The sequence below is a fragment of the Gordonia hongkongensis genome (assembly GCF_023078355.1).
GTDB classification, from domain to species: domain Bacteria; phylum Actinomycetota; class Actinomycetes; order Mycobacteriales; family Mycobacteriaceae; genus Gordonia; species Gordonia hongkongensis.
Genome location: NZ_CP095552.1, coordinates 295,366 through 319,805, shown reverse-complemented (window position 1 = coordinate 319,805; position 24,440 = coordinate 295,366). Strand labels below are relative to the sequence as shown.

The 24,440-nt window shown below is 68.6% G+C and carries 23 protein-coding genes and 2 pseudogenes; 12 read left to right on the top strand and 13 right to left on the bottom strand.

Features of this window, described 5'->3' with window-relative positions; all coding sequences use genetic code 11:
- The first annotated feature begins 74 nt into the window (after positions 1-74).
- Positions 75-287 (top strand): hypothetical protein, encoded by a 213-nt coding sequence (locus MVF96_RS01480; protein ID WP_058250921.1) that lies wholly within the window; start codon positions 75-77, stop codon positions 285-287.
- Positions 288-359: 72 nt separating this feature from the next.
- Here MVF96_RS01480 and MVF96_RS01475 read toward each other — a convergent pair whose 3' ends face one another.
- From MVF96_RS01475 to MVF96_RS01460, 4 genes are all read right to left on the bottom strand, one after another.
- Complete coding sequence (locus MVF96_RS01475; protein ID WP_165629215.1) at positions 360-869, bottom strand: GNAT family N-acetyltransferase; 510 nt, start codon at positions 867-869, stop codon at positions 360-362.
- A gap of 40 nt (positions 870-909) precedes the next feature.
- A complete protein-coding gene (locus MVF96_RS01470; RefSeq protein ID WP_247450909.1) occupies positions 910-2,163 on the bottom strand; it encodes a lipase family protein in 1,254 nt (417 codons plus the stop codon).
- A gap of 102 nt (positions 2,164-2,265) precedes the next feature.
- A complete protein-coding gene (locus MVF96_RS01465; protein ID WP_058250918.1) occupies positions 2,266-3,153 on the bottom strand; it encodes a DMT family transporter in 888 nt (295 codons plus the stop codon).
- A gap of 52 nt (positions 3,154-3,205) precedes the next feature.
- Entirely contained in the window at positions 3,206-3,625 is a 420-nt protein-coding gene (locus MVF96_RS01460; RefSeq protein ID WP_078111885.1) for a VOC family protein, read from the bottom strand.
- Positions 3,626-3,698: 73 nt separating this feature from the next.
- Here MVF96_RS01460 and MVF96_RS01455 point away from each other — a divergent pair, with 73 nt between their 5' ends.
- Positions 3,699-4,274, top strand: coding sequence for a helix-turn-helix domain-containing protein (locus MVF96_RS01455; RefSeq protein ID WP_078111886.1), 576 nt, complete (start codon positions 3,699-3,701; stop codon positions 4,272-4,274).
- 76 nt (positions 4,275-4,350) lie between these two features.
- Here MVF96_RS01455 and MVF96_RS01450 read toward each other — a convergent pair.
- From MVF96_RS01450 to MVF96_RS01440, 3 genes and pseudogenes are all read right to left on the bottom strand, one after another.
- Positions 4,351-5,288: pseudogene (locus tag MVF96_RS01450) on the bottom strand (EamA/RhaT family transporter).
- 14 nt (positions 5,289-5,302) lie between these two features.
- A pseudogene (serS, locus tag MVF96_RS01445) lies at positions 5,303-6,561 on the bottom strand (serine--tRNA ligase).
- Positions 6,562-6,626: 65 nt separating this feature from the next.
- Positions 6,627-7,052: an ankyrin repeat domain-containing protein gene (locus MVF96_RS01440; protein WP_247450908.1), complete on the bottom strand. Its 426-nt coding sequence runs from the start codon at positions 7,050-7,052 to the stop codon at positions 6,627-6,629.
- 81 nt (positions 7,053-7,133) lie between these two features.
- Between MVF96_RS01440 and MVF96_RS01435 the strand changes: the two genes are divergently transcribed.
- Entirely contained in the window at positions 7,134-8,102 is a 969-nt protein-coding gene (locus MVF96_RS01435; RefSeq protein ID WP_058250913.1) for a cation diffusion facilitator family transporter, read from the top strand.
- 151 nt (positions 8,103-8,253) lie between these two features.
- Here MVF96_RS01435 and MVF96_RS01430 read toward each other — a convergent pair whose 3' ends face one another.
- From MVF96_RS01430 to MVF96_RS01420, 3 genes are all read right to left on the bottom strand, one after another.
- Positions 8,254-9,498: an HNH endonuclease gene (locus MVF96_RS01430; RefSeq protein ID WP_247450907.1), complete on the bottom strand. Its 1,245-nt coding sequence runs from the start codon at positions 9,496-9,498 to the stop codon at positions 8,254-8,256.
- A gap of 336 nt (positions 9,499-9,834) precedes the next feature.
- The gene (locus tag MVF96_RS01425) at positions 9,835-10,854 is read right to left on the bottom strand and encodes a crotonase/enoyl-CoA hydratase family protein (RefSeq protein ID WP_247450906.1); all 1,020 of its coding nucleotides are present in this window, start codon (positions 10,852-10,854) and stop codon (positions 9,835-9,837) included.
- On the bottom strand, positions 10,847-12,496 hold the full coding sequence (locus tag MVF96_RS01420; RefSeq protein ID WP_247450904.1) for an acyl-CoA dehydrogenase family protein: 1,650 nt from the start codon (positions 12,494-12,496) through the stop codon (positions 10,847-10,849). Before MVF96_RS01420 ends, MVF96_RS01425 begins: the two co-directional genes overlap by 8 nt.
- A 121-nt stretch (positions 12,497-12,617) precedes the next feature.
- Here MVF96_RS01420 and MVF96_RS01415 point away from each other — a divergent pair, with 121 nt between their 5' ends.
- The 5 genes from MVF96_RS01415 to MVF96_RS01395 all read left to right on the top strand — a co-directional run bounded on the left by MVF96_RS01415 (position 12,618) and on the right by MVF96_RS01395 (position 17,154).
- On the top strand, positions 12,618-13,361 hold the full coding sequence (locus tag MVF96_RS01415) for a PaaX family transcriptional regulator C-terminal domain-containing protein (protein ID WP_247450903.1): 744 nt from the start codon (positions 12,618-12,620) through the stop codon (positions 13,359-13,361).
- A gap of 110 nt (positions 13,362-13,471) precedes the next feature.
- Complete coding sequence (locus MVF96_RS01410) at positions 13,472-14,605, top strand: septum formation family protein (RefSeq protein ID WP_247450902.1); 1,134 nt, start codon at positions 13,472-13,474, stop codon at positions 14,603-14,605.
- Between the two features lie 4 nt (positions 14,606-14,609).
- Positions 14,610-14,960, top strand: coding sequence for a metallopeptidase family protein (locus tag MVF96_RS01405; RefSeq protein ID WP_058250909.1), 351 nt, complete (start codon positions 14,610-14,612; stop codon positions 14,958-14,960).
- Between the two features lie 105 nt (positions 14,961-15,065).
- A complete protein-coding gene (locus tag MVF96_RS01400) occupies positions 15,066-15,566 on the top strand; it encodes a hemerythrin domain-containing protein (RefSeq protein ID WP_058250908.1) in 501 nt (166 codons plus the stop codon).
- Positions 15,567-15,777: 211 nt separating this feature from the next.
- On the top strand, positions 15,778-17,154 hold the full coding sequence (locus MVF96_RS01395) for an IS1380 family transposase (RefSeq protein WP_275892326.1): 1,377 nt from the start codon (positions 15,778-15,780) through the stop codon (positions 17,152-17,154).
- Positions 17,155-17,347: 193 nt separating this feature from the next.
- Here MVF96_RS01395 and MVF96_RS01390 read toward each other — a convergent pair whose 3' ends face one another.
- Both MVF96_RS01390 and pheA read right to left on the bottom strand, forming a co-directional pair.
- Positions 17,348-18,007, bottom strand: coding sequence for a histidine phosphatase family protein (locus MVF96_RS01390; protein WP_058253726.1), 660 nt, complete (start codon positions 18,005-18,007; stop codon positions 17,348-17,350).
- On the bottom strand, positions 17,976-18,974 hold the full coding sequence (gene pheA, locus MVF96_RS01385; protein ID WP_247450900.1) for a prephenate dehydratase: 999 nt from the start codon (positions 18,972-18,974) through the stop codon (positions 17,976-17,978). The genes MVF96_RS01390 and pheA overlap by 32 nt, the downstream gene beginning before the upstream one ends.
- 158 nt (positions 18,975-19,132) lie before the next feature.
- Here pheA and MVF96_RS01380 point away from each other — a divergent pair, with 158 nt between their 5' ends.
- The 4 genes from MVF96_RS01380 (at position 19,133) to MVF96_RS01365 (ending at position 22,882) form a co-directional block, all read left to right on the top strand.
- Positions 19,133-19,885: a DUF2470 domain-containing protein gene (locus MVF96_RS01380; protein WP_247450898.1), complete on the top strand. Its 753-nt coding sequence runs from the start codon at positions 19,133-19,135 to the stop codon at positions 19,883-19,885.
- Positions 19,886-19,959: 74 nt separating this feature from the next.
- Positions 19,960-20,757 (top strand): CPBP family intramembrane glutamic endopeptidase, encoded by a 798-nt coding sequence (locus tag MVF96_RS01375; protein WP_247450897.1) that lies wholly within the window; start codon positions 19,960-19,962, stop codon positions 20,755-20,757.
- Positions 20,758-20,867: 110 nt separating this feature from the next.
- A complete protein-coding gene (locus MVF96_RS01370) occupies positions 20,868-22,115 on the top strand; it encodes an oxygenase MpaB family protein (RefSeq protein ID WP_247450895.1) in 1,248 nt (415 codons plus the stop codon).
- Positions 22,116-22,276: 161 nt separating this feature from the next.
- A complete protein-coding gene (locus tag MVF96_RS01365; RefSeq protein WP_247450894.1) occupies positions 22,277-22,882 on the top strand; it encodes a cold-shock protein in 606 nt (201 codons plus the stop codon).
- Here MVF96_RS01365 and MVF96_RS01360 read toward each other — a convergent pair.
- Positions 22,875-24,287 carry an APC family permease gene (locus MVF96_RS01360; protein WP_247450893.1) on the bottom strand — a complete coding sequence of 471 codons (1,413 nt, stop codon included), beginning with the start codon at positions 24,285-24,287 and terminating at the stop codon, positions 22,875-22,877. The two genes, MVF96_RS01365 and MVF96_RS01360, sit on opposite strands and share 8 nt — an antisense overlap.
- Between the last annotated feature and the right edge of the window lie 153 nt (positions 24,288-24,440).

Here is a 24,440-nt window from a genome sequence, read left to right as displayed (position 1 = left end):
GATGAGGAACAGGGCTCACGGCCGGACAGGACGTCGGACCGCGAGTCGCACACAACGACCGTGAGGAGAACATCATGGCCAAGTACCGCGTCATCGATTCGAGCGAGAACGTCGTCGAGGAGAAGGAGTTCGACGACGCCACCGGCGCATACGACTGGTTCAAGACCGTCGCCGCACCGGACGACAGCCTCGGCACCGTCATGCAGGTGCACGACGACGGCGAGTGGAAGAACTTCGAGGTCTCGGACGGGGGCACCAACGCCAGCCCGTCCGCCGACGCCGACTGAACCGCCTCCCCTCGGCAGGACGAGGTCGGCCACCCTTCGCGCCCCGGGTCTCCCGGGGCGCGAAGTCCGTTCTCAGACCCCGAACGCAGCCGGATAGGCGATCGTCCCGCTCGGCACCGGGCGCGCATCGTCGAGCACCAGCGCCATCATCGCCTCGTCCGGGACGTCGAACGGTGCGCGGATTCCGAATCGGGACGCCGGGACGAAACCGAATCTCGGGTAGTACTCGGCATGGCCGAGCACCACCACCAAGTTCTCGCGGTGCGCGCGGGCAACGTCGAGACCCGCGACGATGGCCGCGGAGCCCGCCCCGGACCGTTGACACGACGGCAACACGGCGCAGGGTCCGAGCGTGAGCGCCGGTGCCGCGTCGACGCGGCACCGCGAATACAACGCGTACCCGACGATCGTGCCGTCGGCGTCGGTCGTGACGATGGAGAGCCCGTCGATCCAGGCGTCGCTGTCGGCCCGCAGCTCATCGACGATCCGCGCCTCGTCGGGGGTCGGGAACGCTGCGAGCACCACGTCGCGGATCGCGTCGGCATCCCCGTCACGCTCGGCGCGGGTCGCCCACCTGCTCACGGGTTGTCCGCACGCCGTCGTGATGCTGTGACGGTCGCTGTCACCGGCCGCACCCGCCGGCCGGCTGCACGGAGAATCGACGGTCGAGGAACCCGAGCGCTTCGGCGCTCCACGGGATGAACGCCCGGGTGTGGTTCGAGCCGCGGTACTCGGTGAACGTCGTCGGCACCCCGCGATTGCAGAACGAGCCGGCGAGGCGCGCGACATCGGCGGCGATCATCACACCGTCGCCGGTGCCGTCGACATTGCCGACCCCGAGCATCATGGGGCTGCGCGGAGTGCCGAGCGTCCCCATCACATTCTGCGAGATCGCCTGTCGGACACCGGGAACGTCCAGCAGGCCGCCGACCGTCGACACGAGGAGCTGGTGATCGGTCAGACCCGGGTACTTGTCGGCGAACGCCTCGATGCACTCCCCCGCGACCTGTCCGAGGACCCGCTTGCCCTTCGGGGACAGGTAGGACTGCATGTCGATGCCATAGGTCTCGGCGTACACCGCCATCAGCGCCGGGATCACGCCGGCCCAGTTCTGACTGCCGTTGACGTACCCCAGATTGTTCGCCGGGTTCACCAGCACACCACCCGCGGCGGCCCCGACGATGTTCAGCTCCGGCGCGTAGCGCGGCGCCAGCTCCGCACCGAAGCCGGTGGGGATCGATCCGCCGGAGTAGCCGAACAGTCCGACCGGCGTCCGGGCCGGCGCCCGCAGGTGACCGAGTGCGGCCCGCACGCCGTCCAGCGCGGCGTACCCCGATTCGCGCGCCATCGTCCAGCGCAGCCCGCGGCCCTCGTAGTCGGGGGCGGCGACGGTGTAACCGGCGGCGAGGAGCCCGGAGATGAGCGTGATGTCGATCGGCGCCTCCGCGGCATTACCGCCGCGCAGCGTGTACGACGGGTCGCACTGCGAGCCGAGGGCGTCGTAGAACGAGTGGTAGGAGACGACGCGGCGCGGCGTCCCGGCGGCAGCGCCCGGCGGCGAGATGACCGTGGTGACCGTCGCCGTCGGCCTGCCGAACTGGTTCGTCGTCCGGTAGAGGATCTGGGTGGCCGAGATCGGGATACTGGTTCCGCGCCAACCCAACTCGATCTGACGCGTCCGCAGCGCTGCGCCTGGTGACCGCGATTCGTAGCCTGCGGGCGGATCGTAGAACGGGTCCTGCGACGGCAACTGCGCCGGCGCTGCCGCTGGTACCGGAACGGGCGCCGCCGACACCGTGGGCGCGAGGAGGGACAGGGTCGTCGTCAGCCCGAGGATCGCGGTCAGCGTTCCGAGGCCGCGGGAGAGAAGCCGCATGGATCGTCATCCTGCCCGATATGCGGCGTCTGCTGTGTCGTTCGGTTCCGACTCGGCACGAGACCGCGCCCGGATGTCACACCGAAGGTCACACCCGGGGCGTCAGCCAGGGGTGGCGTCCGGCACCGGGTTCTCGCCGGCCCGCTCGACCGCCTCGACCACCGGCGACATCGCCACCACCACCGCGCCGGCCACGGCAGCGACGAAGGCGATCACGGCGACGGCGCCCCAACCGGCACGCGTGGTGTCGCCGAGCACCAGGATGCCGATGACACCGGGGACGACCGTCTCGCCGACGACCAGAGCGGCCGACGCCGCGCTGACCGACCCCTTCTGCAGGGCGACGGTGAACATGTAGAAGCCACCCGGGCCACACAGGATGATCGCGTAGAGCGCCGGGTCGGTGAGCAGTTCACCGAGATCGAACGGGTCGAGGCCGTCGAGGATGCGCACCGCGACCGCGAGGACCCCGAACAGCACGCCGGCGGAGAGGCCCGCCAGTACCGCGACACGACTCTGCATCCGTGGCAGGATCGCGGCGCCGAGTCCCAGGATCGCTGCTCCCACGACGAGCACCGCCCAGTGCAGCCACCATTCGTGCTCGTGACCCTCGTCGCCGGCCGAGAAGCCCAGCAGGACCAGCGATACGACGACGACCGCGATCGCCGTCCAGTCGCGGACCGACAACCGCGCGTGCAGGAACAGCGTGGCGAGCACGACGGTCACGACGAGGTTCGCACTGACGATCGGTTGTGCCAGGAACAGCGGGATCATGCGGGCGGCGACCATGTTGCCGAGGAATCCGATGCCGTCGAGCGCCGTGCCCGCGAGGAACGACACCGTCAGCATCGCGGTGATCGTCGACCGCAGCGACGGCGCCTCACCCGGCGCGCCGGTGTCCTCGACACTCTGCGCGCCACGCGCCTGCAACACCGACGCGGTGCCGTACGCCAGCGCCGCGAACACCGCCGCGAGGATCCCGATCAGCATGGTCGAACAGTAACCACCGTCGAGCGGTCGTGCGGGACGATGACGATCGCGATCAGTTCGTCGACGCGTCGGCGACGTAGGCGTCGGCGAACTCGCCGATCGCGGGGATCGGCTGGACGCAGTCGAGGAGTACGCCGTCGGGACCTTCGACGATGAAATGCCGCTGACCGAAGTCCTCGTCGCGCAACTCGAGCACCGGACGGAGTCCGTGTTCGTCCGTGAGACGCCGGTAGAGCACGTCGACGTCGTCGACCTCGATGTTGACCAGCAGTCCGGCGGCCGGTCGGCGGTGGCCCTCGGGGATCGTCGGATGAGTCGCGTCCACGAGCGCCAGCTCGAACACGCCCGTGCGCATGCTGACGTACCAGTCCGCAGAGAAGGTGACCTCGAAGCCGAGAACCCGCTGGTAGAAGTCTGCGGCCGCGGCCACGTCGGTGGACATGAGGACCGGGTAGACGCTGGTGACGTTCATGTCGGAGCTCCTTTACGTACGATGTGTTTGTATAGCCGACTATACATACGCAGCGTACGTAAAGGAACCTTCCGTGCCGAGAGCCTCCGCCGCGGCCGCAGCCGAGACGGCCCGTGCCGTCCTAGCCGCCGCCACCCGCCAGTTCGCCGATCGTGGATTCTCCGAGGTGTCCCTCGACGACGTCGCCGAAGCCGCGGGCGTCACCCGCGGCGCCGTCTATCACCACTTCCGCAACAAAGGCGCGCTGTTCGCGGCGGTCGCCGCGGCCTGCCATCAGCAGGTCGCCGATGCGGTCGTCGCGGCGGCCGAAGCCGCCGGCACCGACCCGGCCGGTCAGTTGAGTGCCGGGTCGCACGCGTTCGTGGACGCGATCACCAGCGGAGCGGCCGTGCGCATCCTGCTGATCGACGGACCTGCGGTGGTCGGCTGGGACGAGTGGCGCCGACTCGACGAGGCCGGGTCGGCGACCCATCTGCGCGAGGCCCTCGTGGCGGTCGGCGTCGACGGCGAGTTGGTCGACGTGATGACGATGCTGTTGTCGGGTGCGATGAACGAAGCCGCCCTCTGGCTCGCCCGGCATCCCGACGACGACACCGCACGCGAACGCGCCCACCGCGCGCTGGATCGGCTGCTGGCCGCGATCGTGTGAGGAATCCAATAGAATCTCAATGCGATTCGTCCCGGAAGGCGGCTCGAATCGCAACGCGAACGGTGGGCCTTGCGGCCTATCGCCGTTCGACCTCGCGCGGCGGATGGCCGTACCCGCGAGGCGCATTCGTCGCGTCGGCCGTCTCGACCGCGGTGACGGCACCCGACGACGCCAGTACGACGCCGCCGAGAACTGCGCCGAGGAAGGCCACGATCGCGACCGGACCCCATCCGGCACGTGTGACGTCGCCGAGGAACGCGATGCCGACCGCCCCGGGCAGGACCGTCTGCCCGACGACCAAGGCGGCGGCCGCACCGTTGACCGAGCCGGTCTGCAGCGCCACCGTGAACAGGTAGAAACCGCCGATCCCGCTGAGCAGCAACGCATACAGCGCGGGGTCGGTGAACAACACCGACAGATCGAGTGGGTCGAGACCGTCCAGGATGCGAGAGGCCACCGCCATCACACCGAAGACGGCCCCGGCGATGAGCCCGGTCACCGCCGCGATGTGCTTACGCAAGCGGCGCATCACGATCACGCCCAGCGCGATCAGCGCCGGTCCGGCAACGAGTACCGCCCCCAGTGCATCCACGCATCGTGCTCCACACCTTCGCGGCCCGCCGAGAGCGCGAGCAGCACCAACGACAGCACGATCACCGCCCCGGAGATCCAATCCCGCAGCGTCAGACTAACTTTCAGGACCACCATCGCCAGCAACGCGGTGGCCACGAGCCGCGCGGAGATGATCGTCTGCGACAAGAAGAGCGGGATCAGCCGTGCCGACGCGATGGTCGCGACGAAACCGATGATGTCGAAGACGAATCCGACGAGGAACGGCACCGTGAGCATGGTGGCCGCCGTGGAGCGCAACGACGGATGCGCGGCGGCCGACCGACGGCGCTCCTCACGGATCGCCGCTCGCTGCGCAACCTGCTCGGCGCCCAGCGCCTGCAGCACCGCTGCCGCGGCGAACGCCAGCGAACCGATCACCGCGATCACGATGCCGGCGGTCATGACAGGAGCTCAGCTCAACGCGGCGTGAGCACGTCGGTGCCCACGAACTTGGCGAGCTCGGCGGGCAGCCGGACCGAACCGTCGGGTTGCTGGTGGTTCTCGAGGATCGCGACCAGCCAGCGGGTGGTCGCCAGCGTTCCGTTGAGCGTCGCGGCAGTCTGCGGTTTGCCGTTCTCGTCGCGGTAGCGGATCGAGAGGCGTCGTGCCTGGAACGTGGTGCAGTCGACGTCGAGGTCAGCTCGCGATAGGTGCCCTGCGTCGGCACCCAGGCCTCGCAGTCGTACTTCCGCGAGGCAGACGAGCCGAGGTCGCCGCCGGCGACATCGATCACGCGGTACGGCACGTCGATGGCGGCGAGCATGTCCTTCTCCCAGCCCAGCAGGCGCTGGTGCTCGGCCTCGGCGTCCTCGGGCCGGCAGTAGACGAAGCCCTCGACCTTGTCGAACTGGTGGACGCGGATGATGCCGCGGGTGTCCTTGCCGTAGCTGCCGGCCTCGCGTCGGAAACAGGTCGACCAGCCGGCGTACCGCTTGGGACCGTCGGACAGGTCGAGGATCTCGTCCATGTGGTACCCCGCGAGCGGCACCTCCGACGTGCCGACCAGGTACAGGTCGTCGTCCTTGTCGAGGTGATAGACCTCGTCGGCATGGGCGCCGAGGAACCCGGTTCCCTCCATGACCTCCGGCCGGACGAGCACCGGCGGGATCATCAGGGTGAACCCGTTCGCGGTGGCCTTCGCCGCGGCCATGTTCAGCAGTGCGAGCTGGAGTTGCGCACCCTGGCCGGTAAGGAAGTAGAACCTCGACCCCGACACCTTGGCGCCGCGCTCCATGTCGAGCAGTCCGAGCGACTCACCGAGTTCGAGGTGGTCCTTCGGGTTCTCGATGTCGCGGGGCTCGCCGACGTGCTCGAGGACCACGTAGTCGTCCTCACCGCCGGCGGGCGCCCCATCGGCGACGATGTTGGAGATGGCCCGATGGGCCTTCGCCGCGGCCGCATCGGCCTCGGACTGGCGCGCCACCGCAGCTTTGACCTGCTCGGCGAGCTCTTTGCCCTTGGCCAGCAGCGCCTGCTTGTCGTCGCCCTGAGCCTTGCCGACCTGCTTGCCGAGAGCTTTCTGCTCGGATCGCAACGCGTCCGCCTCGACGATGGCCGCCCGGCGCTCGGCGTCGGCGGCGAGCAGCGCGTCCACCAGGCCCGGGTCCTCACCGCGGGAGCGCTGTGAGGTGCGGACGAGGTCGGGGTTGTCGCGAACAGTCTTCAGGTCGATCACGACTTCAAACCCTACTTGAGAGCGCGATGCGAACCCGATCACGCCGTCGGGTCCCCGGGGAGGTCTCAGCTCCACAGACGACGCAGGTCCTCACGGCCGAACATCGCTGCCGCGGCATCCGCGGCCGGAGTTCCCACGTGCGGGTCCGCCCCGGCGTCGACGAGCGCCCGCACCACGTCGTCGAAACCCTTGAACACCGCGCCCGCCAACGGCGTCTGCCCTTTGTCGTTGGCGAGGTCGGTGTCGGCGCCGCGGTCGAGGAGGGCCGACACCGTCGACGCGTGGCCGTGGTAGGCCGCGAGCATGAGGAGCGAGTCACCGGACTGGTTGCGCAGATCGGCCGGGACGCCGGCGTCGAGGTAACCGGCGAGCGTGTCGGTGGCACCGGACCGCGCCATGTCGAAGAGTCGGGTGGCCAGTTCGACGACCTCAGGGCCCGGGGCGTCGATGCCGGGCCCGGCCTCGAGTGGATCGTCGGAATTGGCTGCCACTCCCGCGAGTGTAGGCGCGGCCGACACTCCCTCGATCTGGGTGAGGCCGCGGGCACCGCATCGTGTGGGAGACTCGGCGCAGTGACTCCTCCCGACGCGCAGCACGAATCCGGCGGACCCGGCGAGAGTTTCCTGACGGTCGTCATCGCGTTCGTGTCGAACCTCTTGATCGCCGTCGCCAAGACCGGCGCCGCGATGATCACCGGCTCCGCGTCGCTCGTCGCCGAAGCGGCCCACTCGTGGGCCGACACCGGGAACGAGATCCTGCTGCTGATCGCGGAGCGACGTGCGCATCGGCCCCGGGATGCCCGTCATCCACAGGGCTACGGACGCGAGGCATACATCTGGTCGATGTTCGCGGCCTTCGGGTTGTTCGCGGTCGGAGCCGCGGTGTCGGTGCAGCACGGCATCACCGAACTGCTGTCACCGGAGCCGGCGACGGATTACGGCATCGCCTATGCGGTCCTGGCGATCGCCGCGGTACTCGAGGGCATTTCGTTCGTGCGGTCGTATCAACAGGCGAAGCGCGGCGCGGTCAAGCGTCGGATCGGTCTGCTGCGACAGGTCTTCCGCACCTCCGACCCGACTCTGCGTGCCGTCTTCGCCGAGGACGCGGCCGCGCTCATCGGTCTGGCCATCGCCTTCGTCGGAGTGCTCCTGCACCAGATCACCGGGTCGGCCACCTACGACGCGATCGGGTCGATCCTGGTGGGCGTGCTCCTCGGAGTCGTCGCCATCGTCCTGATCAACCAGAACAGGCGATTCCTGCTCGGGCAGGCGGTCGACGACGCCGTCCAGCAGCGCGTCCTCCGGGACCTGCTCGCGCACAACAACATCGAGCGCGTCACCTACCTGCACGTCGAGTACACCGGGCCCGTTCAGCTGTTCCTCGTCGCCGCCGTCGATTTCACGGGTGACGACGCCGAGTCCTCGGTGGCCACCGCTCTCCGGCAACTCGAGAACGAGCTGGAGCGCGACCCGCGAATCACGGAGGCGGTACTCACCCTCTCCGCCCCCGGCGACGCGGACCTTGTGCCCGACGCACCCTGATCTCACCGGGGGTCTCGTAGCGCAAGCGCACGGATCGGGTCGTGCCTTCGCTACGAGATCCCTGGTGATTCCGTTTCACACTGTGGAGTTGTCAAAGGTCTTGTGGCGCCGGGGTCGACGCCGGAGGGTCTGGTCTGCGCGGGGCCGGCAGCTATACGAGAGCGTCGTCGAGTCGCATGGTGCGCCGATTGTAGGCGGGTCGGGGTAGGCGCCGTGGGTCGATATCGGCGGGTGGGATCAACCACGGGTGCCGGTCGGGACCCATCACCACCTGCCAGCCGTGATGATGAACCTGGGTGTGACAGCGTTGACACAACAGGCACCCGTTGTCCAGATCGGTCGGACCACCATCGACCCAATGAACCAGATGGTGAACCTGCGAATGCGCTGCTGGCGCCCCGCATTTCACACAACACCGATCGCGCACGACGATCGCCTGCCGCAGGTGATGCGGGAACAGGCGTTTCGTGGTGCCCATTTGTAGCGGCACCCCTTCGTCGTCAAGGACGATCTCGGCCACCCCACCATCACACGACAGCCGTCTTGTCGTCGACTCCGAGACCGCCCCCATCCACGGCAGCCGTGCCGGATCAGCGCCGTCGGCGGGGATGGTCACCATCACTTGGGTGCGGGGTGCGCCGGCGGTGGTCATCGCCGCGCCGATCGCGGCTTGATCCAACAGCAACTCCAGCGCATCGGCGCGTCGCTCGGCCGCACCTCGACGATCGGCAGCGCCGTCGGGTTCGGGACGCGGACAGGACCGTTCGTCGATCATGGACACGAACTTCTCTCCGATCACCGCGGTCACATCTCCGGCGATCGCGACCCGCCCGTCTTCGGTGATCCTGGTGTGCACGGTGTTCAGCGATGCGTCATCGGCCGCCGGCACGGTGCTGGGGTCGGTGTCGGCGACCCGCTGGGCGATCCCGCGGGCGTGGTCGTCGATCTGGGCGGGGGTGGCGCCGGAGAATGCCTGCGCAAGCAACTCGCTCTCATATCCGCTGCGATCGCCGTCGGACAGCGTTGTGGCAGAACGCTTGTCGATGAGCGCTAGCCCGCGGATCACTGCGTCGACGCACTCGGCGGACAGATAACCCTCGGCGGCACAGTCTCCGACCTTCGGCACCGACTCCAGCCCGCCGGCGATCCGTACATAGCGGTGCGCGGCCGAGGGCGGCATGCCCATCTCGATCAACGCGTTCCGTGTGGTCGACCCCGCCCGCCCAGCGGCACCTAATGCGTCAAAAAGCGCTACGTGCACGGCGATCTGATGATCGAGCACGTTGCGCAACATCCGCAGCTCGTCGAGCCGCTCGTGCAGAGCACAGCCACTGCCGTCGTCGGGTGGTGACGGCAGTGAGATGAGGGTGTCGCGGAGTTCGGTGATCGAGGGCATGACACCAAGCTACTCGCAATCACGTTCGACGACGAGAATTCTCCACAGGCCTCATAGTCATCGAATCCTGTTGCACTACAGTCGCTGTCACTCGCACCCCAGCGGTGAACCGTGGTGGACTGTGGTGAACAGAAACCCCACCAGTCACAGACGCCGGAGGGGTGCACCGGGGGGCACCGCCTCGGACGCCGGACCCTTCGTGACGCGCCCTCCACAAGCCCCGGACGCTCCTCAGACTCAGGGGGCGGTGGGGGCCGCGCCCTCCGCAAGCTCCGGACGCTCCTCAGCTCAGGGAGCAGAGCGGGGCGCACTTCGCTCACGCCAGTGCGGCGTCGATCACTCTGTCGGCGAGCGGAATTGGGCACGCTTCCAGTCGCCGTTGATCTCATCGCGTTCGCGGACGGCGTCCCGGAACCCGGCGGTTGCGGCCCGCTGCTGGAAGGCGTAGCCCTCGCGGGTGTGGCGGGAGATGCCGTCGAAGACCGTGCTGATCATCCCCGAATTCGCGACCCCCTGAGCCAGGAGCGCACTGTTGAGCGCCAGTTTGGCCATCACGAGCTGATTGATCGGCATGCGGGCGATCCGCTCGAGCAATGCCTCCGTCCGGTCGTCGAGCTCGTCGGCCGGGGGCGCCTCGACGGCCAGCCCCCACTCGTGCGCCTGTTTTCCCGACAGGCAATCGCCGGTGAACAGCAGCCGTTTGGCGCGCTGATCGCCGAGCCGATGAGCCCACATCCCCGCGGCGGGGATGCCCCACACCCGGGTCGGCGGATAGCCGATCTTGGTGTCGTCGGCGCAGATGATCTGGTCGGCGTAGAGGGCGATGTCCGTGCCGCCGGCGACGGCGAACCCGTGCAGCTTGGCGACCGTCGGCTTGTTCGCGTGGAGCAGGCTGGCGAAACCGCGGTTGAACCTGCTCATCATCGCGTAGTCGATCATGGGATCCCATGTGCGGCCCGGGTCGTGATTACGTGCCTGCACAACGGGATCGCGGACGGTGCCGGTCCGGGGATCGACGGCCTCGGACGGTTCGCCGCCGTTCTCGGCGAAGATCGACAGGTCGTATCCGCCGCAGAAACCCTTGCCCCGCCCGGATACGACGATCACGTGGACACCGGGGTCGAGGTCGGCGCGCTCCACCGCGTGCGACAGTTCGACGGGGGTGTCGACGGTGATCGCGTTGCCCTGATCCGGCCGGTTGAAGGTGATACGGGCGATCCGGCCGGTGACCTCGTAGGTGAGCGTGCGGTAGTCGACATCCGGCTCACGTCCGGCGCGGCCGGCGAACAACGAGTCCGGACCGCCGCGCAGGTCGTCGCGCCACGCCGCCGGCCGCGAGCCGGACGGCTCATCCACGGGCGTTGTCCTGCACGGTCTTCGGCGTCACCCGTTCGATGATCGACGCCGTGTCGATCCCCGACGGCAGCGTGCCGAACACGTCGCCCCGGTCGTTGCCGAGCCGACTCGCGGCGAACGCGTCGGCGACCGCCGGATGCCCGTACCGCACCAGCAGGGAGGCCTGGAGGAGCTGGGCCATGCGGCCGACGACCCGCCGGGCCCGGTATTGCATCGCGTCGAGGTCGCCCAGCTCGCGTCGGAGTTCGTCGGCCGCGGCGTCGAGGTGCCGGTCCGCCCCTGCCGCACTGTCGATCTCGTCGAGGAACACGGTCACCGTGTCGGGCTGTTTGGCCATCGCCCGCAACACATCGAGCGCAGCCACATTCCCCGACCCCTCCCAGATCGACATGAGCGGCGACTCCCGGAAGAGCCGCGGCATCCGTGACTCCTCCACATATCCGTTGCCGCCCAGGCACTCCAGCGCTTCGGCGGCATGGATCGGGGCGCGTTTGCACACGTAGTACTTGCTGACCGCGAGCGAGATCCGCCGCAGCGCATCCGCCCGAGTGTCGCCTGCGGTCGCCTTGTCGGTCAGTTCCGCGAGCCACAGTGCCGTCATCGTGGCTCCTTCCGACTCGACCGCGAGATCGGCCAGCACGTTGCGCATCAGCGGTTGGTCGACGAGCGCGGCGCCGAAGGCCCGGCGGTGGGTGGCGTGATGGGCGGCCTGGGCGACGCCGACCCGCATGCCGGTCGCCGAGCCGAGGGTGCAGTCCAGGCGGGTCATGTTCACCATCTCGATGATCGTCGCCACCCCGCGGCCCTCGTCACCGACGAGCCACCCGACCGTGTCGTCGTACTCGACTTCGCTGCTCGCGTTGGAGTGGTTGCCCAGCTTGGCCTTCAGCCGCTGCAGCATAAAGGTGTTGCGGGAGCCGTCGGGCAGCACCCGCGGCACGAAGAAGCACGACAGACCTCCCGGCGCCTGCGCCAGCACCAGGAACACATCGCTCATGGGTGCGGAGGTGAACCATTTGTGGCCGGTGATGCGGTACGTCCCGTCCGGTTGGACGACGGCGGTCGTGGTGTTCGCGCGAACGTCGGAGCCGCCCTGCTTCTCGGTCATCGACATTCCGGCGGTCAGCCCCGCTTTCGACAGCGGCGCCCGGAGACCGGGATCATAGGTCGTCGAGACGAGCAGCGGCTCGTACAGCCCGGTGAGTTCGGGGTTGGCCCGCAGTGCCGGCACCACCCCGTAGGTCATCGACAACGGGCAGCCGTGCCCGGCGTCCACCGAACCCCACACGCTCGACTTCACCGCACGCTCGAAGTGCGCCGTCGGGCTCGGGTCCGACCATGCGGTACCACCGAGACCGAAACCGATGCCCGTCCGCATGAGGTGGTGATAGGCGGGGTCGTAGGTGACCTCGTCCACCCGGTTGCCGTAGCGGTCGTGGGTCCGCAGTTCCGGCGGGTGGGACTCGGCGAGGTCGCCCCATCCGAGCGCTTCCGCACCACCGGCGAGACGGCCGATACGGTGCAGGTCCTCGAGCATGTGGTCGGCGCCCGCCCGGTGAACCGCCTCGGAGATGGCCGGAATGTCCGCGGCGTCGAAGTCGACGAGTTCGGGGACCTGATTGGTGACGACGTGGGTGGACATGGCGGAACCCGCTTCCTGGTGGAGGTCGTGACCCACGGTATTACATGATTCTGCTGTGCGCCAGGGTTTTGTAATACCCGTCGTCTCCGCCGAGCCGATCCCGCCCGATAGCATCGACGCCGTGCCCGGACGCGTGGACATTCCCAAGCTCACGGCGCGATCGGTCATCCTCAGCGCCCTCCTCGGCCTTGACTCCCCCGATGCGTCGATCAACGGGCTCCTGGCCACGGCCACCGAGCTCGGGCTCCGGGAATCGACCGTGCGGGTGGCGCTGACGCGTCTGGTCGCGGCGGGAGACCTGGAACGCACCGACGGCAGATGCCGACTCTCGCCCCGCCTGGTCGAACGACAGCAGCGCCAGGACCGGGCACTCCACCCGACACGACGGGATTGGGACGGCAGCTGGGATCTCGCGATCGTGACGATCGGTTCGGAGAGCTCGACCGAACGAGCCCTGCTGCGCGACACGCTGCGGAAGGCCCGGCTCGGCGAGATCCGGGAGGGTGTCTGGGCCCGCCCGGCCAACCTCGACATCGAGCTCCCACCCGAACTGCGCCGCCGTCTGAGCCTCTTCCGGGCGGCTCCCGAGGAGGCGTCGACCGAGCTGGCCGCACGACTGTTCACGCCGTCGACCTGGGCCGCGACCGCGGACGAATTGCTCGACGCACTCGCCGCCGCGGCGACGGTCGCCGATCGATTCGAGGTCGCCGCCGCCATCGTGCGGCACATCCTCCGCGACCCGCTCCTGCCCGCGGAACTCCTCCCCGACGCCTGGCCCGGGGATCGGCTCCGCGAGGGGTACGAGGGCTTTCGCAGCGAGCTCACCGGACTCACCGCCCGGCACCTGGCACCCGACGGGGAGTGAGGAACCGGTCTCCGAACCCGACCGGCGCGGTCATGCGGTGCATCGGCCCGGTCCGGCCATCGGCGCACGAGGGTGTGCCCCGTCCGATCCGTTAGGCATGATGGATCCCGATGAACGCGCCCGACCCCGACCGCAGCCACCCCGCCGACGCCGACGCACCGGCCGGCGGACCCCGCCGACCAGGCGCTTTCGCCCGCAACCCGGTCTTCGTGGTCCTGGGCGCGATCGTCGTCGGCGCACTCGTGGCCGGCGGGATCGCCTTCGCTGCGGGGGTCTTCGACGACAGCGGCAGCGTCGGCGGCAGCAACATCGGCGAGGGTGAGCGGTTGGTCGAGAACGCCTTCACGAAGTCGGTCGCGGGCGACTGTCTGGACTGGCCGGCCGGCAACCCCGGCCAGCCGGTCGATGTGCCGTGCGAGCAGGAACACCGCTTCGAGGTCGCGGGAGCCATCGACACCGCATTGATCCCCGGCGCGGAGTTCGGCGAAGACGCGCTGTGGCCCGGCGCCGAGCGGTTCGCGACGATCCGCGACGAACAGTGCCCGGTGATGGTGGACCAGTATCTCGCCGGGCGCCTCGACCCGCAGGGACGCTTCGCCGTCGGGATGATGTACCCCTCCCGGGTGCAGTGGGACAAGGGCGCGCGTCAGCTGCGGTGCGGGGTCCAGGAGAACGGCGCCGACGGAGCTCCGGTCCAGTTCTCCGGCCGGGTCGCCGACCAGAACCAGTCGTACGTCTGGCCCGAGGGCACCTGCGTCGGCATCGATCCCGAAACGCGCGCCCCGACCGGTTTCGCGGTGAGTTGTGCTGAGCCGCATGCCTTCCAGACGACCGGGATCGTCGATCTGTCGGTCCGCTTCGGCGACCGGATGTCGAACAAGCCGTGGCCGCCGACCGGCGCCCAGAACAGCTACCTCGGCTCGATATGCCCGGTCCAGGCCGAACGGTTCGTGGGCGGGCGCAAGCAGCTCGACGCGACCACGCTCAACGTCCAGTGGTCGGTGCTCAGCGAGCCGAGTTGGCTCGCCGGAAGCCGCAAGGTGGTGTGCTACCTCGGGCTACCCGACAAGCGCGGCGGCTTCGCGACCCTGGTGGGCGACGCCAAGGGCGGTGCGCTGCTGATCAACGGGCGTGCGCCGGTCGCGCCCCCGGAGGCGCCCCCGGGCCGGGCCCTGCCGACACCGGTGCCGCTCCCGCCGGGCATCGCGCCCAATCCCGCCGAAGCACCGGCCCCGGCGGGCTGACCCGATGGCCGTGTACATGTCCGACGACGAGTTCGACGGGCTGGTGTCCGACGCGCTGGACACCATCCCCGGCGAACTGACCGACGCGATGAACAACGTCGTGATCCTCGTCGAACCGCACAACCCGGAAGAACCCGGCATCCTCGGGCTGTATCACGGTGTGGCACTCACGATGCGGACCACCGACTACGGCGGATTCCTGCCCGACACCATCACCATCTACCGCGACCCCATCCTCGCGATGTGCCACTCGCGGGAGGAGGTCGTCCACGAGGTGGCGGTCACCGTCGTCCACGAGATCGCACACCACTTCGGCATCGACGACGAGTGGCTGCACGCCAACGGCTGGGGCTAGTGGCGTGGCCGGCGCCCCGATGCCGCCGACTCGATGTTTGACCTGCGGCGGAACGCGGTACGAGGGGTAGCAGATCGAGCAGCCCTCTATCTCAGGAGTACGTCCATGTCCTCAGACGCCATCGTCATCCTCCGGGACGACCACAAGGAGATCCGCAAACTGTTCCGCGACTTCAGGTCGCAGGGCGACAACGCCGTGAAGACCAAGGGCAAGATCGTCGACAAGATCATCGAGGCCCTCACCGTGCACACCTACATCGAGAACGAGGTGATGTACCCCGAGATCCGCAAGCGGGTCCCCGATCTCGAGGACGACATCCTCGAGTCCTACGAGGAGCACCACGTCGCCGACGTACTGGTCGTCGAGTTGGCCGCTCTCTCGCCGGACAACGAGCGGTTCGACGCCAAGACCACCGTCCTGATCGAGAACGTGGAGCACCACATCGAGGAGGAAGAGGACGAGTGGTTCCCGAAGGTCCGAGAGGCGCTGAGCCGCAAGGAACTCCGGGAGATCGGTGAGGAGATGCTGCGTCGCCGGGAGAAGGCTCCCCGACGCCCGTCGCAACCGTCGGCGCTGAAGAAGACGGTCGACGCCATCATCAAGTAACCCTTCGTGACGCTCGCAAGCTCGCTCCTCAGGGAACGGGGTGACGCTCGCAAGCTCGCTCCTCAGCCTGGATATTTCACTGATGTTGCTGGTGTTCGGCGTGTGATACGCGAAAGTGCCTGTCTGCCTTGTGATTATTGATTCACCACAAACAAATAGTCACAAGAAGAAAGGCACCTCGCAGGTGAAGAATAACGTGTATCCCGAGTTGATGGTGGACCCTACGCGCACTGAGTCGGTGCTGACGACCTCGGGCGGGGTGTTGCTGACGAAAACCGTGCAGGTCTCGGGCCTGGGAGCCGAGCTGACCGCGGCGATGGCGCCGTGGCGGACCGCGGCGACGGTCCATGATCCGGCCAAGATCGTGCTGGATCTGGCGCTCACCTTGGCGACCGGTGGTGACTGTGTGGCCGATGTGGCCACAGTCCGGGCTCAGCCACAGTTGTACGGGCAGGTGGCCTCTGATCCGACGATTTCGCGGGTGATCAGCAGGCTGGCTACCGATGTCGAGGCGGTCAGTACCGCGATCAGCGCGGCTCGCGCCGCGGCGCGGGAGCGGGTGTGGGGCATTGCCCGCCCGTTGGAGGGCACTGCGGGCAGCATCGATGGCGGGCTGGTGATCGTTGATCTCGATGCCACGACCGTGACCGCCGGCTCGGCCAAAGAACAGGCCCAGAAAACGTATAAGCGGGTGTTCGGGCATTCCCCGATGTGTTCGTTCGTCGACCACGGCGCCTTCGGCACCGGGGAAACACTGAACCTGGACCTGCGGCGTGGAGGTGCCTCACCCAAAGGTGCGGACATGCACATCGCGGCCCTCGAGGCGGCGTTGGCCCAGCTGCCCGCCGCTGAACGCGCCCAGGTGCTCATACGTACCGATTCGGCCGGGTGTGCCAAAAAGTTCCTGGCCCACCTGGCCGAGCAACGCCTGCAGTACTCGGTCGGGTTCACCATCTCCGAACTGGTCAAAGACGCATTGGACGTGCTGCCTGAGGCCGCCTGGGTGACCGCGATCAACACCGACGACGCCGATCCACGAGCTGATGCCCAGGTCGCCGAGATCACCGACCACATGCCGCGCTCGGTCCGTGACACCGAAACCGCCTACGAGCCCTGGCCACCCGGGATGCGGCTGATCGCGCGCCGCGAATATCCCCACAACGGAGCCCAACACCTCATCACCGACATCGAGGGCCGCCGCTACACCGTGTTCGCCACCAACACCCGCGGCCGCGGCTGGACACTGCCGATCCTGGAACTGCGTCACCGTCAACGTGCCCGCGCCGAAGACCGTATCCGCTGCCTCAAAGACACCGGCATGGCCAACCTACCGTTCGACTCATTCGCCAAAAACCAACTGTGGCTCGATATCGTCGCCCTGGCCTCCGACCTCATTGCCTGGACTCAAACCCTCGGCTACCACCGCCACGACCCCATCCGCCGCTGGGAACCCAAACGCTTGCGCCACCGCCTGTTCACCGTCGGCGGCAAGATCATCACCCACGCCCGCACCACCACCCTGCGACTACCCACCGACTGGCCCTACAACCACCACATACGCCACGGCTGGCAACGCCTCACCGCCTAACCAGCCCCTCGGTCACCGCGCCCCGTCACCGCCGCCCACCCCACCTCAGAACCCGAACAACCAGCGAACCCAACGCTGGCGATCCACCCTGCCCACACACCAGCACCAACCATCAAAAGGCGACACCGACAACCGATCGGCGAAACCCTACCCACCCGTGAAAGATTCAGGCTCAGGGAACGGAGGGACGCCGTCAGCCCATCGGTTCGTCGACGAGCGGCTCGTCGGCGATCTCGAACGGGGCCGTCGTGGCGCCCCATCGCGTGCACACCCAGATGCCGTCGGAGTACTCGAGTTCGATGGAACCGGTGTTGCCGAGGTGGGTCGCCGCGGCGAACCGGGAGTCGATCCCGGCGAGCCGGGCGGCGATCAGGCGGATGGCCGCACCGTGACTCACCAGGAACACATCGCGCTGGTCCGGTCCGGTGAGGTACATGTCGGCGAGGTCCTCGACCGTCGGCAGGTACCGGTCGTAGACCATCGCGAGGGATTCGCCACCGGGGATGCGTGCGTCGAGGTCGCCGGCGTGCCAGCGGTGCATGATGTCCTGGAAGACCTCATGCGATTCGCGGTCGGAGCGGTCCTCGAGCTCGCCGGCCTGGACCTCGTGCACGCCGTCGATCGCCGCGGTCTCCACATCCCACACCGACCCGATCAGCTCGGCGGTCTGCCGGGCGCGGAGCGCGCGTGAACTGAGCAGCACCGCGTGCTGTTCCGGCACGTTCTCGAGACCGAACCGAACACCCTGTCGCGCACCGAAATCGGTGAGTGCGGCACCGGGCAGAGCGGTGTCGAGGCGACGCATGACGTTCGAGGTGGTCTCACCGTGACGGACCAGATGCAGCCGCGCCATCACTTCCTCCCCGACGCATCGAGTCGACCCATGCAAGCGACTCGGTGTGGTCCGGCGGCGCGGAGCCGGTGGTGCGCACCGCGGGCCACGAGCCGAGGAACACCACCCGCTCGCATCGGCGGTGAAGGGCGGCAAGGGCTTCGGCGACGGCCGCATCGTCGATGTGTCCGACCGCGTCCAGGAAGAACCGGTACCGGCCGGTGATGCTGCGGCCCTGGGCCTCGTCACGCTGTGGGCGCGACTCGATCCGTGTGAGGTCGATTCCACGCGAAGCGAATTCGTTCATCGCCGCCATCAGGCTGCCCGGTTCGTTCGACAGCTCGAGGATGACCGAGGTCCTGTCGGCGCCGGTGCGGGGCAGCGGAACCCCGGGCCGGCCGAGCAGGAGGAACCGCGTGGTCGCCTCCCGCGCGTCGGCGACGCCGTCGGCGAGCACCACGAGTCCGGACAGGCGCGCCGCGAGCCCCGTGGTGACCGCGGCGTCCGCTTTCCCGGCTGCGACGTCCTGCGCGGCAGCGGCATTGGAGCTCGCGATCACGAACTCGGCGTTGCGGAAGAGCTCGCCGATCGACTGACGCACCTGCGCGGAGGCAACCGGGTAGGCGGCGATCGTGCGGACATCGGCCGCGGCCATCGGCGCGGTTGCGGCGATCGCGAACGAGATGTCGAGCACCGTCTCGGCGAAGGCCTGCACCCGACCGTCGGCGCCGTCGGCCATGGGCGGTACCAGCGCGTCCATCGTCGCCGGCACCGAACCCTCCAGCGAACTCTCGATCGGCACACAGCCGTAGTCGGCATCTCCGGTGCGGATCATGGCGATGGTGGCGGCCGGGCTCGACGCGGCGACCCGGTCGACCCCGCCCGACAGGTCGAGGCCGGCCGCGGACTGCTGTTCGGCGAGGACCGCGTCGAGCGCCATCTCGGTGAAGGTTCCGGGCGGGCCGAAGTAGGCGATCACAGGCACCACACGAGCCTAGTGGAACAGGCCTGCCGAGACCCTTTCGCGCATGTGTCCCAGGCTCTACGCAGGGGTGTCGAAACCATTGACGCGTACGCTCCCGGTATTTAGGTTAGGGTTACCTTTCATACGACCCGCGCCCCGCGACGCCGACCGGAGAGACTGTCATGACGAGAACGACGACCGACCGCCCCACGGATGCCGAGATGATCCAGACGGCTTGTCGTCGCGGCGGTTCCGCCATCCTGGCCGTCGAGGGTGCGGACGCCACCCCGATCGACGTCGTGCACCTCTTCGAGTCCCAGGCCTTCGTCCTCGTCCCCACCGACGGCGACGCGATGCGGACCGTCGACGGCGCCGAGGGCGTGCCCGCCATGCTCGAGGTCACCGACTGGGCACCCATCGACTTGCGTGAACGCGTGCGTTCGGTGATCTGGCTGAACGGCACGTTGCACGAGGTCCCGCGCAACCTGGAACGCGACCTGGCCATCGAGATCGCGGGCGAACACCCCGACGACGGTCTCCTCGACATCGGACACGGCGCGTCGATGATGCGCCTGCAGGTCGACACCGCGGTCATCGCGTCCTCGGACGGCGCGGCGTCGGTGTCGGCCACCGAGCTCGCCGACGCCGACCCCGACCCCTTCTGGGAGCACGAGGGCAGCTGGCTCGAACATCTCGACAGCGACCACGCCGACATCGTCGGACAACTGGTCCGCAAGCTTCCCGTCGAGCTGCGCACCGGACGGGTGCGGCCGCTCGGCCTCGATCGCTTCGGCATCCGGTTCCGCATCGAGGGACTCGACAGCGACTCCGACGTCCGCCTCCCGTTCGCGCGGCCGGTCTCCGACGTGTTCGAACTGTCCCGCGCGCTGCGGAATCTCGCGGGCTGCCCGTTCCTGAACTCGATGCCCGACTGACCCGGCTTCCGTAGCAACGCCGCCCGCGGATCACGCATCCGCACCACGGATCGCGGGGTCCTAGGCTGACCGGCATGGCCTTGCGCGAGTACCTCACACCGTCGCCCCACGGCATCCCGGTCGTCACCGACCGGACCGAACGACGCGGCATCATCGTCGAACTGGTCATCGTCGGTGTCCTCACATTCGCGTTCTCGGCGCTGTCCGCGGCACTCGCACTGCTCGAGGCGCAGCTCGCCGGCGGTATCGGCGAGACCACGGTCGCACTCAATCCCAGCCGCTCCGACCTCGGTCTCATCGACGCCGTCCGGCAGATCATGGGCGGCCTCCGACTGTTCGCCATCGCCGCCTTGGGGATATATCTGCTGTGGCGCAGCGGGATCGGACTGTCGCGCGTCGGCCTGGGTCGGTGGACCCCGCGCCGCGACATCCCCTCGGGACTGGTTCTCGCCGCCGTCATCGGTCTGCCCGGCCTGGGACTCGTCGCCGTGGCCCGGGCCCTGGGCCTCAATGCGAGCCTGGTGCCCAGCCAGGCCGACACCTGGTGGGAGTGGCCGGTTCTGGTGCTCATCGCGATCGGCAACGCCGCCGCCGAGGAGATCGTGGTGGTCGCGTACTTCATCACCCGGTTGCGACAACTCGGCGTGTCCGACAACGCGTCGCTCGCCGCCAGCGCGATCCTCCGCGGCGGCTATCACCTGTACCAGGGCTTCGGCGGCGGACTCGGGAATCTGGTCATGGGCGTGGTCTACGGGCGCTTCTTCCAGGTCACCGGCCGCATCTGGCCCCCCGTGATCGCCCACGCGGTCATCGATGTGGTCGCCTTCATCGGCTACGGACTGCTCCGCGACCATCTGTCCTGGGTCGGCTGAGAACCGAGACATCGTCGACCGTGCGGCCTTGCCCGTCGACTGTGCACTCCGACCGTGCGCCCCTACCGGCCACCATTGAACGGGGTGAGATGATTCGCTAGATTCGTCTCATGACCGTCGATGCGCCGTCCGACCCGACCGCCGAGCCGGCGAGCCTCCCTTTCCCGCGACGCCATCGAGCCGCCGAGTCCCGCGGCCGGCGCATCGGCAGACTGCTCAAGGTCTACAACCACCTCCGTGAACCCGGCGACGCCGAGCTCGCGGAGCTCGGGCGTCGGCTGCGCACACGGGACGAACCCGCCGCGGCGCTGGTTCGGGCCATGCGCCTCCCGCGGGACGCCGACGGCCGGGTCACGATGCGCCAGTTCGAGCGGGCCCTCGCCGGCGACATGCCCTCCGATGCGCCCGACGCCCTGCGCGACTTCTTCGCACTCGTCGAGAAGACACCGGACTGGGTCGATCCCGCTCTCTGCGACCGCGGCGCCGCCGTCTATCGGCGGTTCGGCCAGAACGCCAACGACGTCCTGCTCCAGCTCTCCCTGATCGGCGGCTACCGCTTCGGCGGTCCCGCCGACCTGCTGGTCGCGACCGGCGGCCTCACCGGGAACACGGTCATCCGACGACTCGGCGAGACGCAGACCTGGGCCATCGCGGTCGGCGAACCGGGCGGGATGGCACGCGACGGCGACGGCTGGCGACTCACCGTCCATGTGCGCCTCATGCACGCCCTGGTCAACGAGCGGTACGAGCACAACGGCCGCTGGGACATCGACCAGTGGGGTCTGCCGATCAACCAGTCCGACCTCGCCGCGACGCTGAACCTCTTCAGCGGCGCACTGATGATGGGGGTCCGCGCCCTCGGCGTCCCGGTGAGTCGTGACGACTCCCGCGCCCTCATGCACCTCTGGAAGTACGTCGGTTGGCTGATCGGCGTCGACGACGACTGGCTCTTCGACTCCGAACGCGACCAGCATCAGCTGAGTTATGCGGTCTTACTGGCGCAGCACGACGTGACCGACGCCGGCGCGGCCCTCACGACAGCGATCGTCGACGCCCAGAGCCGCTTGCACTACCGGTTGTTCCCCCGCCTCGCCGCGCGCTACACCCGCGCCCGCCTGCTGAGCATGCTGCAGGGCTTTCTCGGCGTGCGCGGCATGCGCGACCTCGGTCTCCGCCCCGCGGTGCCGTGGGCGTTCGGTCTCGCGTGGGTCCGCAACACTGTTGTCTACCAGGTCATCGCACGAACACCGGCCGGTCCGCGCTATCTGGAATGGACCGGCACCCGTTCCCGACGCCGCGCACTCTTCCGCCACTTCGGCCCGGACGCCCCCGAGATCGGATCGCTCGCGGAGCGTTGAGAAGCCGTATGACGCCGCGTCCGGATTCCGGGCTCGAGATCCCACGTTTTCCCAGGCCTCAGCCTGCACCCCTGTCCTAGCGGCGTTCGCCCCACCCGGACGCGAAGTGCCCCAACGGAAATTCACTGTCGCGCCACGGGTCCGGCGCCTACGGTTGACCGATGTCGACGACCGGGATGATCCGCGAATGGCACCACGACGAGGGCTGGGGTGTCATCGAGTCACCAGCGTTGTCCGGCACCGTCCACGTGTCCACCTTCGTCGTCCGTGTTCGGGCCGTTCAGAATCTCGACGAGCTGTCCCTGCCGGGCTTGCGTCCGGGGACCGTCGTCGACTTCGACCATGCGATAGCTGTGCCAGCGGAAAGCGGATGCCGATATGTGGCGCTCTCGGTCTGGCCGACCGAGGTGGCCCGGCCGGATCCGAAGCACAATGGCGTGTTCCGAACTGCACTGTGGCACAGCGTCGGTGACGCCGGACCGGACGGATTCACGACTATCGAGGAGACCGCCCTCACCGACACACCTACGTCACCGCCGGCTGCCCTCGGCCCGAACACCACCGGGACCGTTCGGTCGTGGAACGGCGAAGAGGGCTGGGGCGTACTCGCTTCCGACGCCACCCCGGGCGGGGCGTGGGCGTTCTACAGCGAGATCGTCGGTACCGGTTTCCGGGACCTGGTGCCGGGGCAGATCGTCGAATTCCAGTACGAGCGAGCGAGTCAGGACGGATACGACTACCGCGCGAACAACATCCGCGTCAGGTGAGGCGCCCGGGGCTGTGGTCGTCGTCGATGTCGTCGTCGTTGACCCGGCGCCCACCCGACCCGGTCACACGTGCGAGGAGATAGAGCACGAGTCCGACGACGATCAGGATGCCCGCGCGCAACCAGGTCGATGCGCTCTGCTGCGTCATCAGGACGATGCAGGAGATCACCGCGAGCACGGGCAGGATCGTCGGCGCCCGGAAGTGGTCGGTGTCCGTGCGGTCGCGGCGCAGGACGAGGACGGCGACGTTGGTGCTGACGAACACGAACAGCAGCAGGAGCACCACCGTCTCGGCGAGTGCCGCGACGGTCCCGGTTGCCGAGAGGATCATCGCGACGGCGGTGGTGGCGACAATCGCCGTCCACGGCGTCCGACGACCGGGCAGCACCTTCGCCAGCGCACCCGGCAGCAACCCGTCGCGGGCCATGCCGAAGGTCAGGCGCGACGCCATGATCATCGTGAGCAGCGCGCCGTTCGCGACGGCGATGAGCGCGATCAGGGAGAACAGCTGGTCAGGGATCCCGACATCGGCGATCGAGACGACCTCGAGCAACGGGCCCGACGACTCCACCAGGCGCTCCGGTGGCGCGACGACCGACACGGCGAGACCGACGAGGACGTAGACGACGCCGGCGGCGATCAGCGCACCGAACAGCGCCTTCGGATAGACCCGCCGCACGTCACGGACTTCTTCGGCCATGTTCGCGGAGGTCTCGAACCCGACGAACGAGTAGTAGGCGAGCAACGCCGCGCCCAGCACGGCGAGAGCCGGGGTCGTCTCGTCGGTGAACTCCAGCACCCGCTGCGGCTCACCGTCACCGCGACCCAGCACGATCCCGGCCAACACGACGACGAGCACGAGTCCGGAGACCTCCACCACGGTCATCACCACGTTGGCCCGCAGGGACTCGGTGATCCCGCGGGCGTTCAGCGCCGCGACGGCGAGCAGGAACACCAGCGCCGCCGCGGTGGTGGGCACGTCCAGAAAGACCTGCAGGTAGTCGCCAGCGAAGGCGAGCGCCAACCCGGCGGCGCTCGTCACACCGGCCGCCAGCATGCAGAACCCCACCAGGAACGAGATGAGCGGATGACGGTACGCGTGCCGCGCGAACACCGCCGCGCCGCCGGCCCGCGGGTACTTGGTGACGAGCTCCGCATACGACGCCGCGGTCAGCATCGCCAGCGCGAGGGCGAGCGCCAACGGCACCCAGATCGCTCCCCCGACCTCACCGGCGACCTCCCCGACGAGCGCATAGATGCCCGCACCGAGGACATCGCCCAGGATGAACAGGAACAGGAGTTTGCCGGTGATGGCGCGACGCAGCGGGGTGTGCCCGCCGTCGGTCCGGGCGTCATCGTTCCCGGAGTCCTGCGACGTGGCGTCGGCGACGTGTTTGTCGGTCATGGCGTGTCCTGTACCCCGTTCGGTCCGGAACGAGACCTCAGGTGGGCGGTTCGACGCCACGTCGGCAACCAACCGACCGACATCCGTGGCCACCGCCCATGCGTACATTGGTTGGGATGAACGAGCAGGACCCGCCGATCCTCCGGCGAGGTC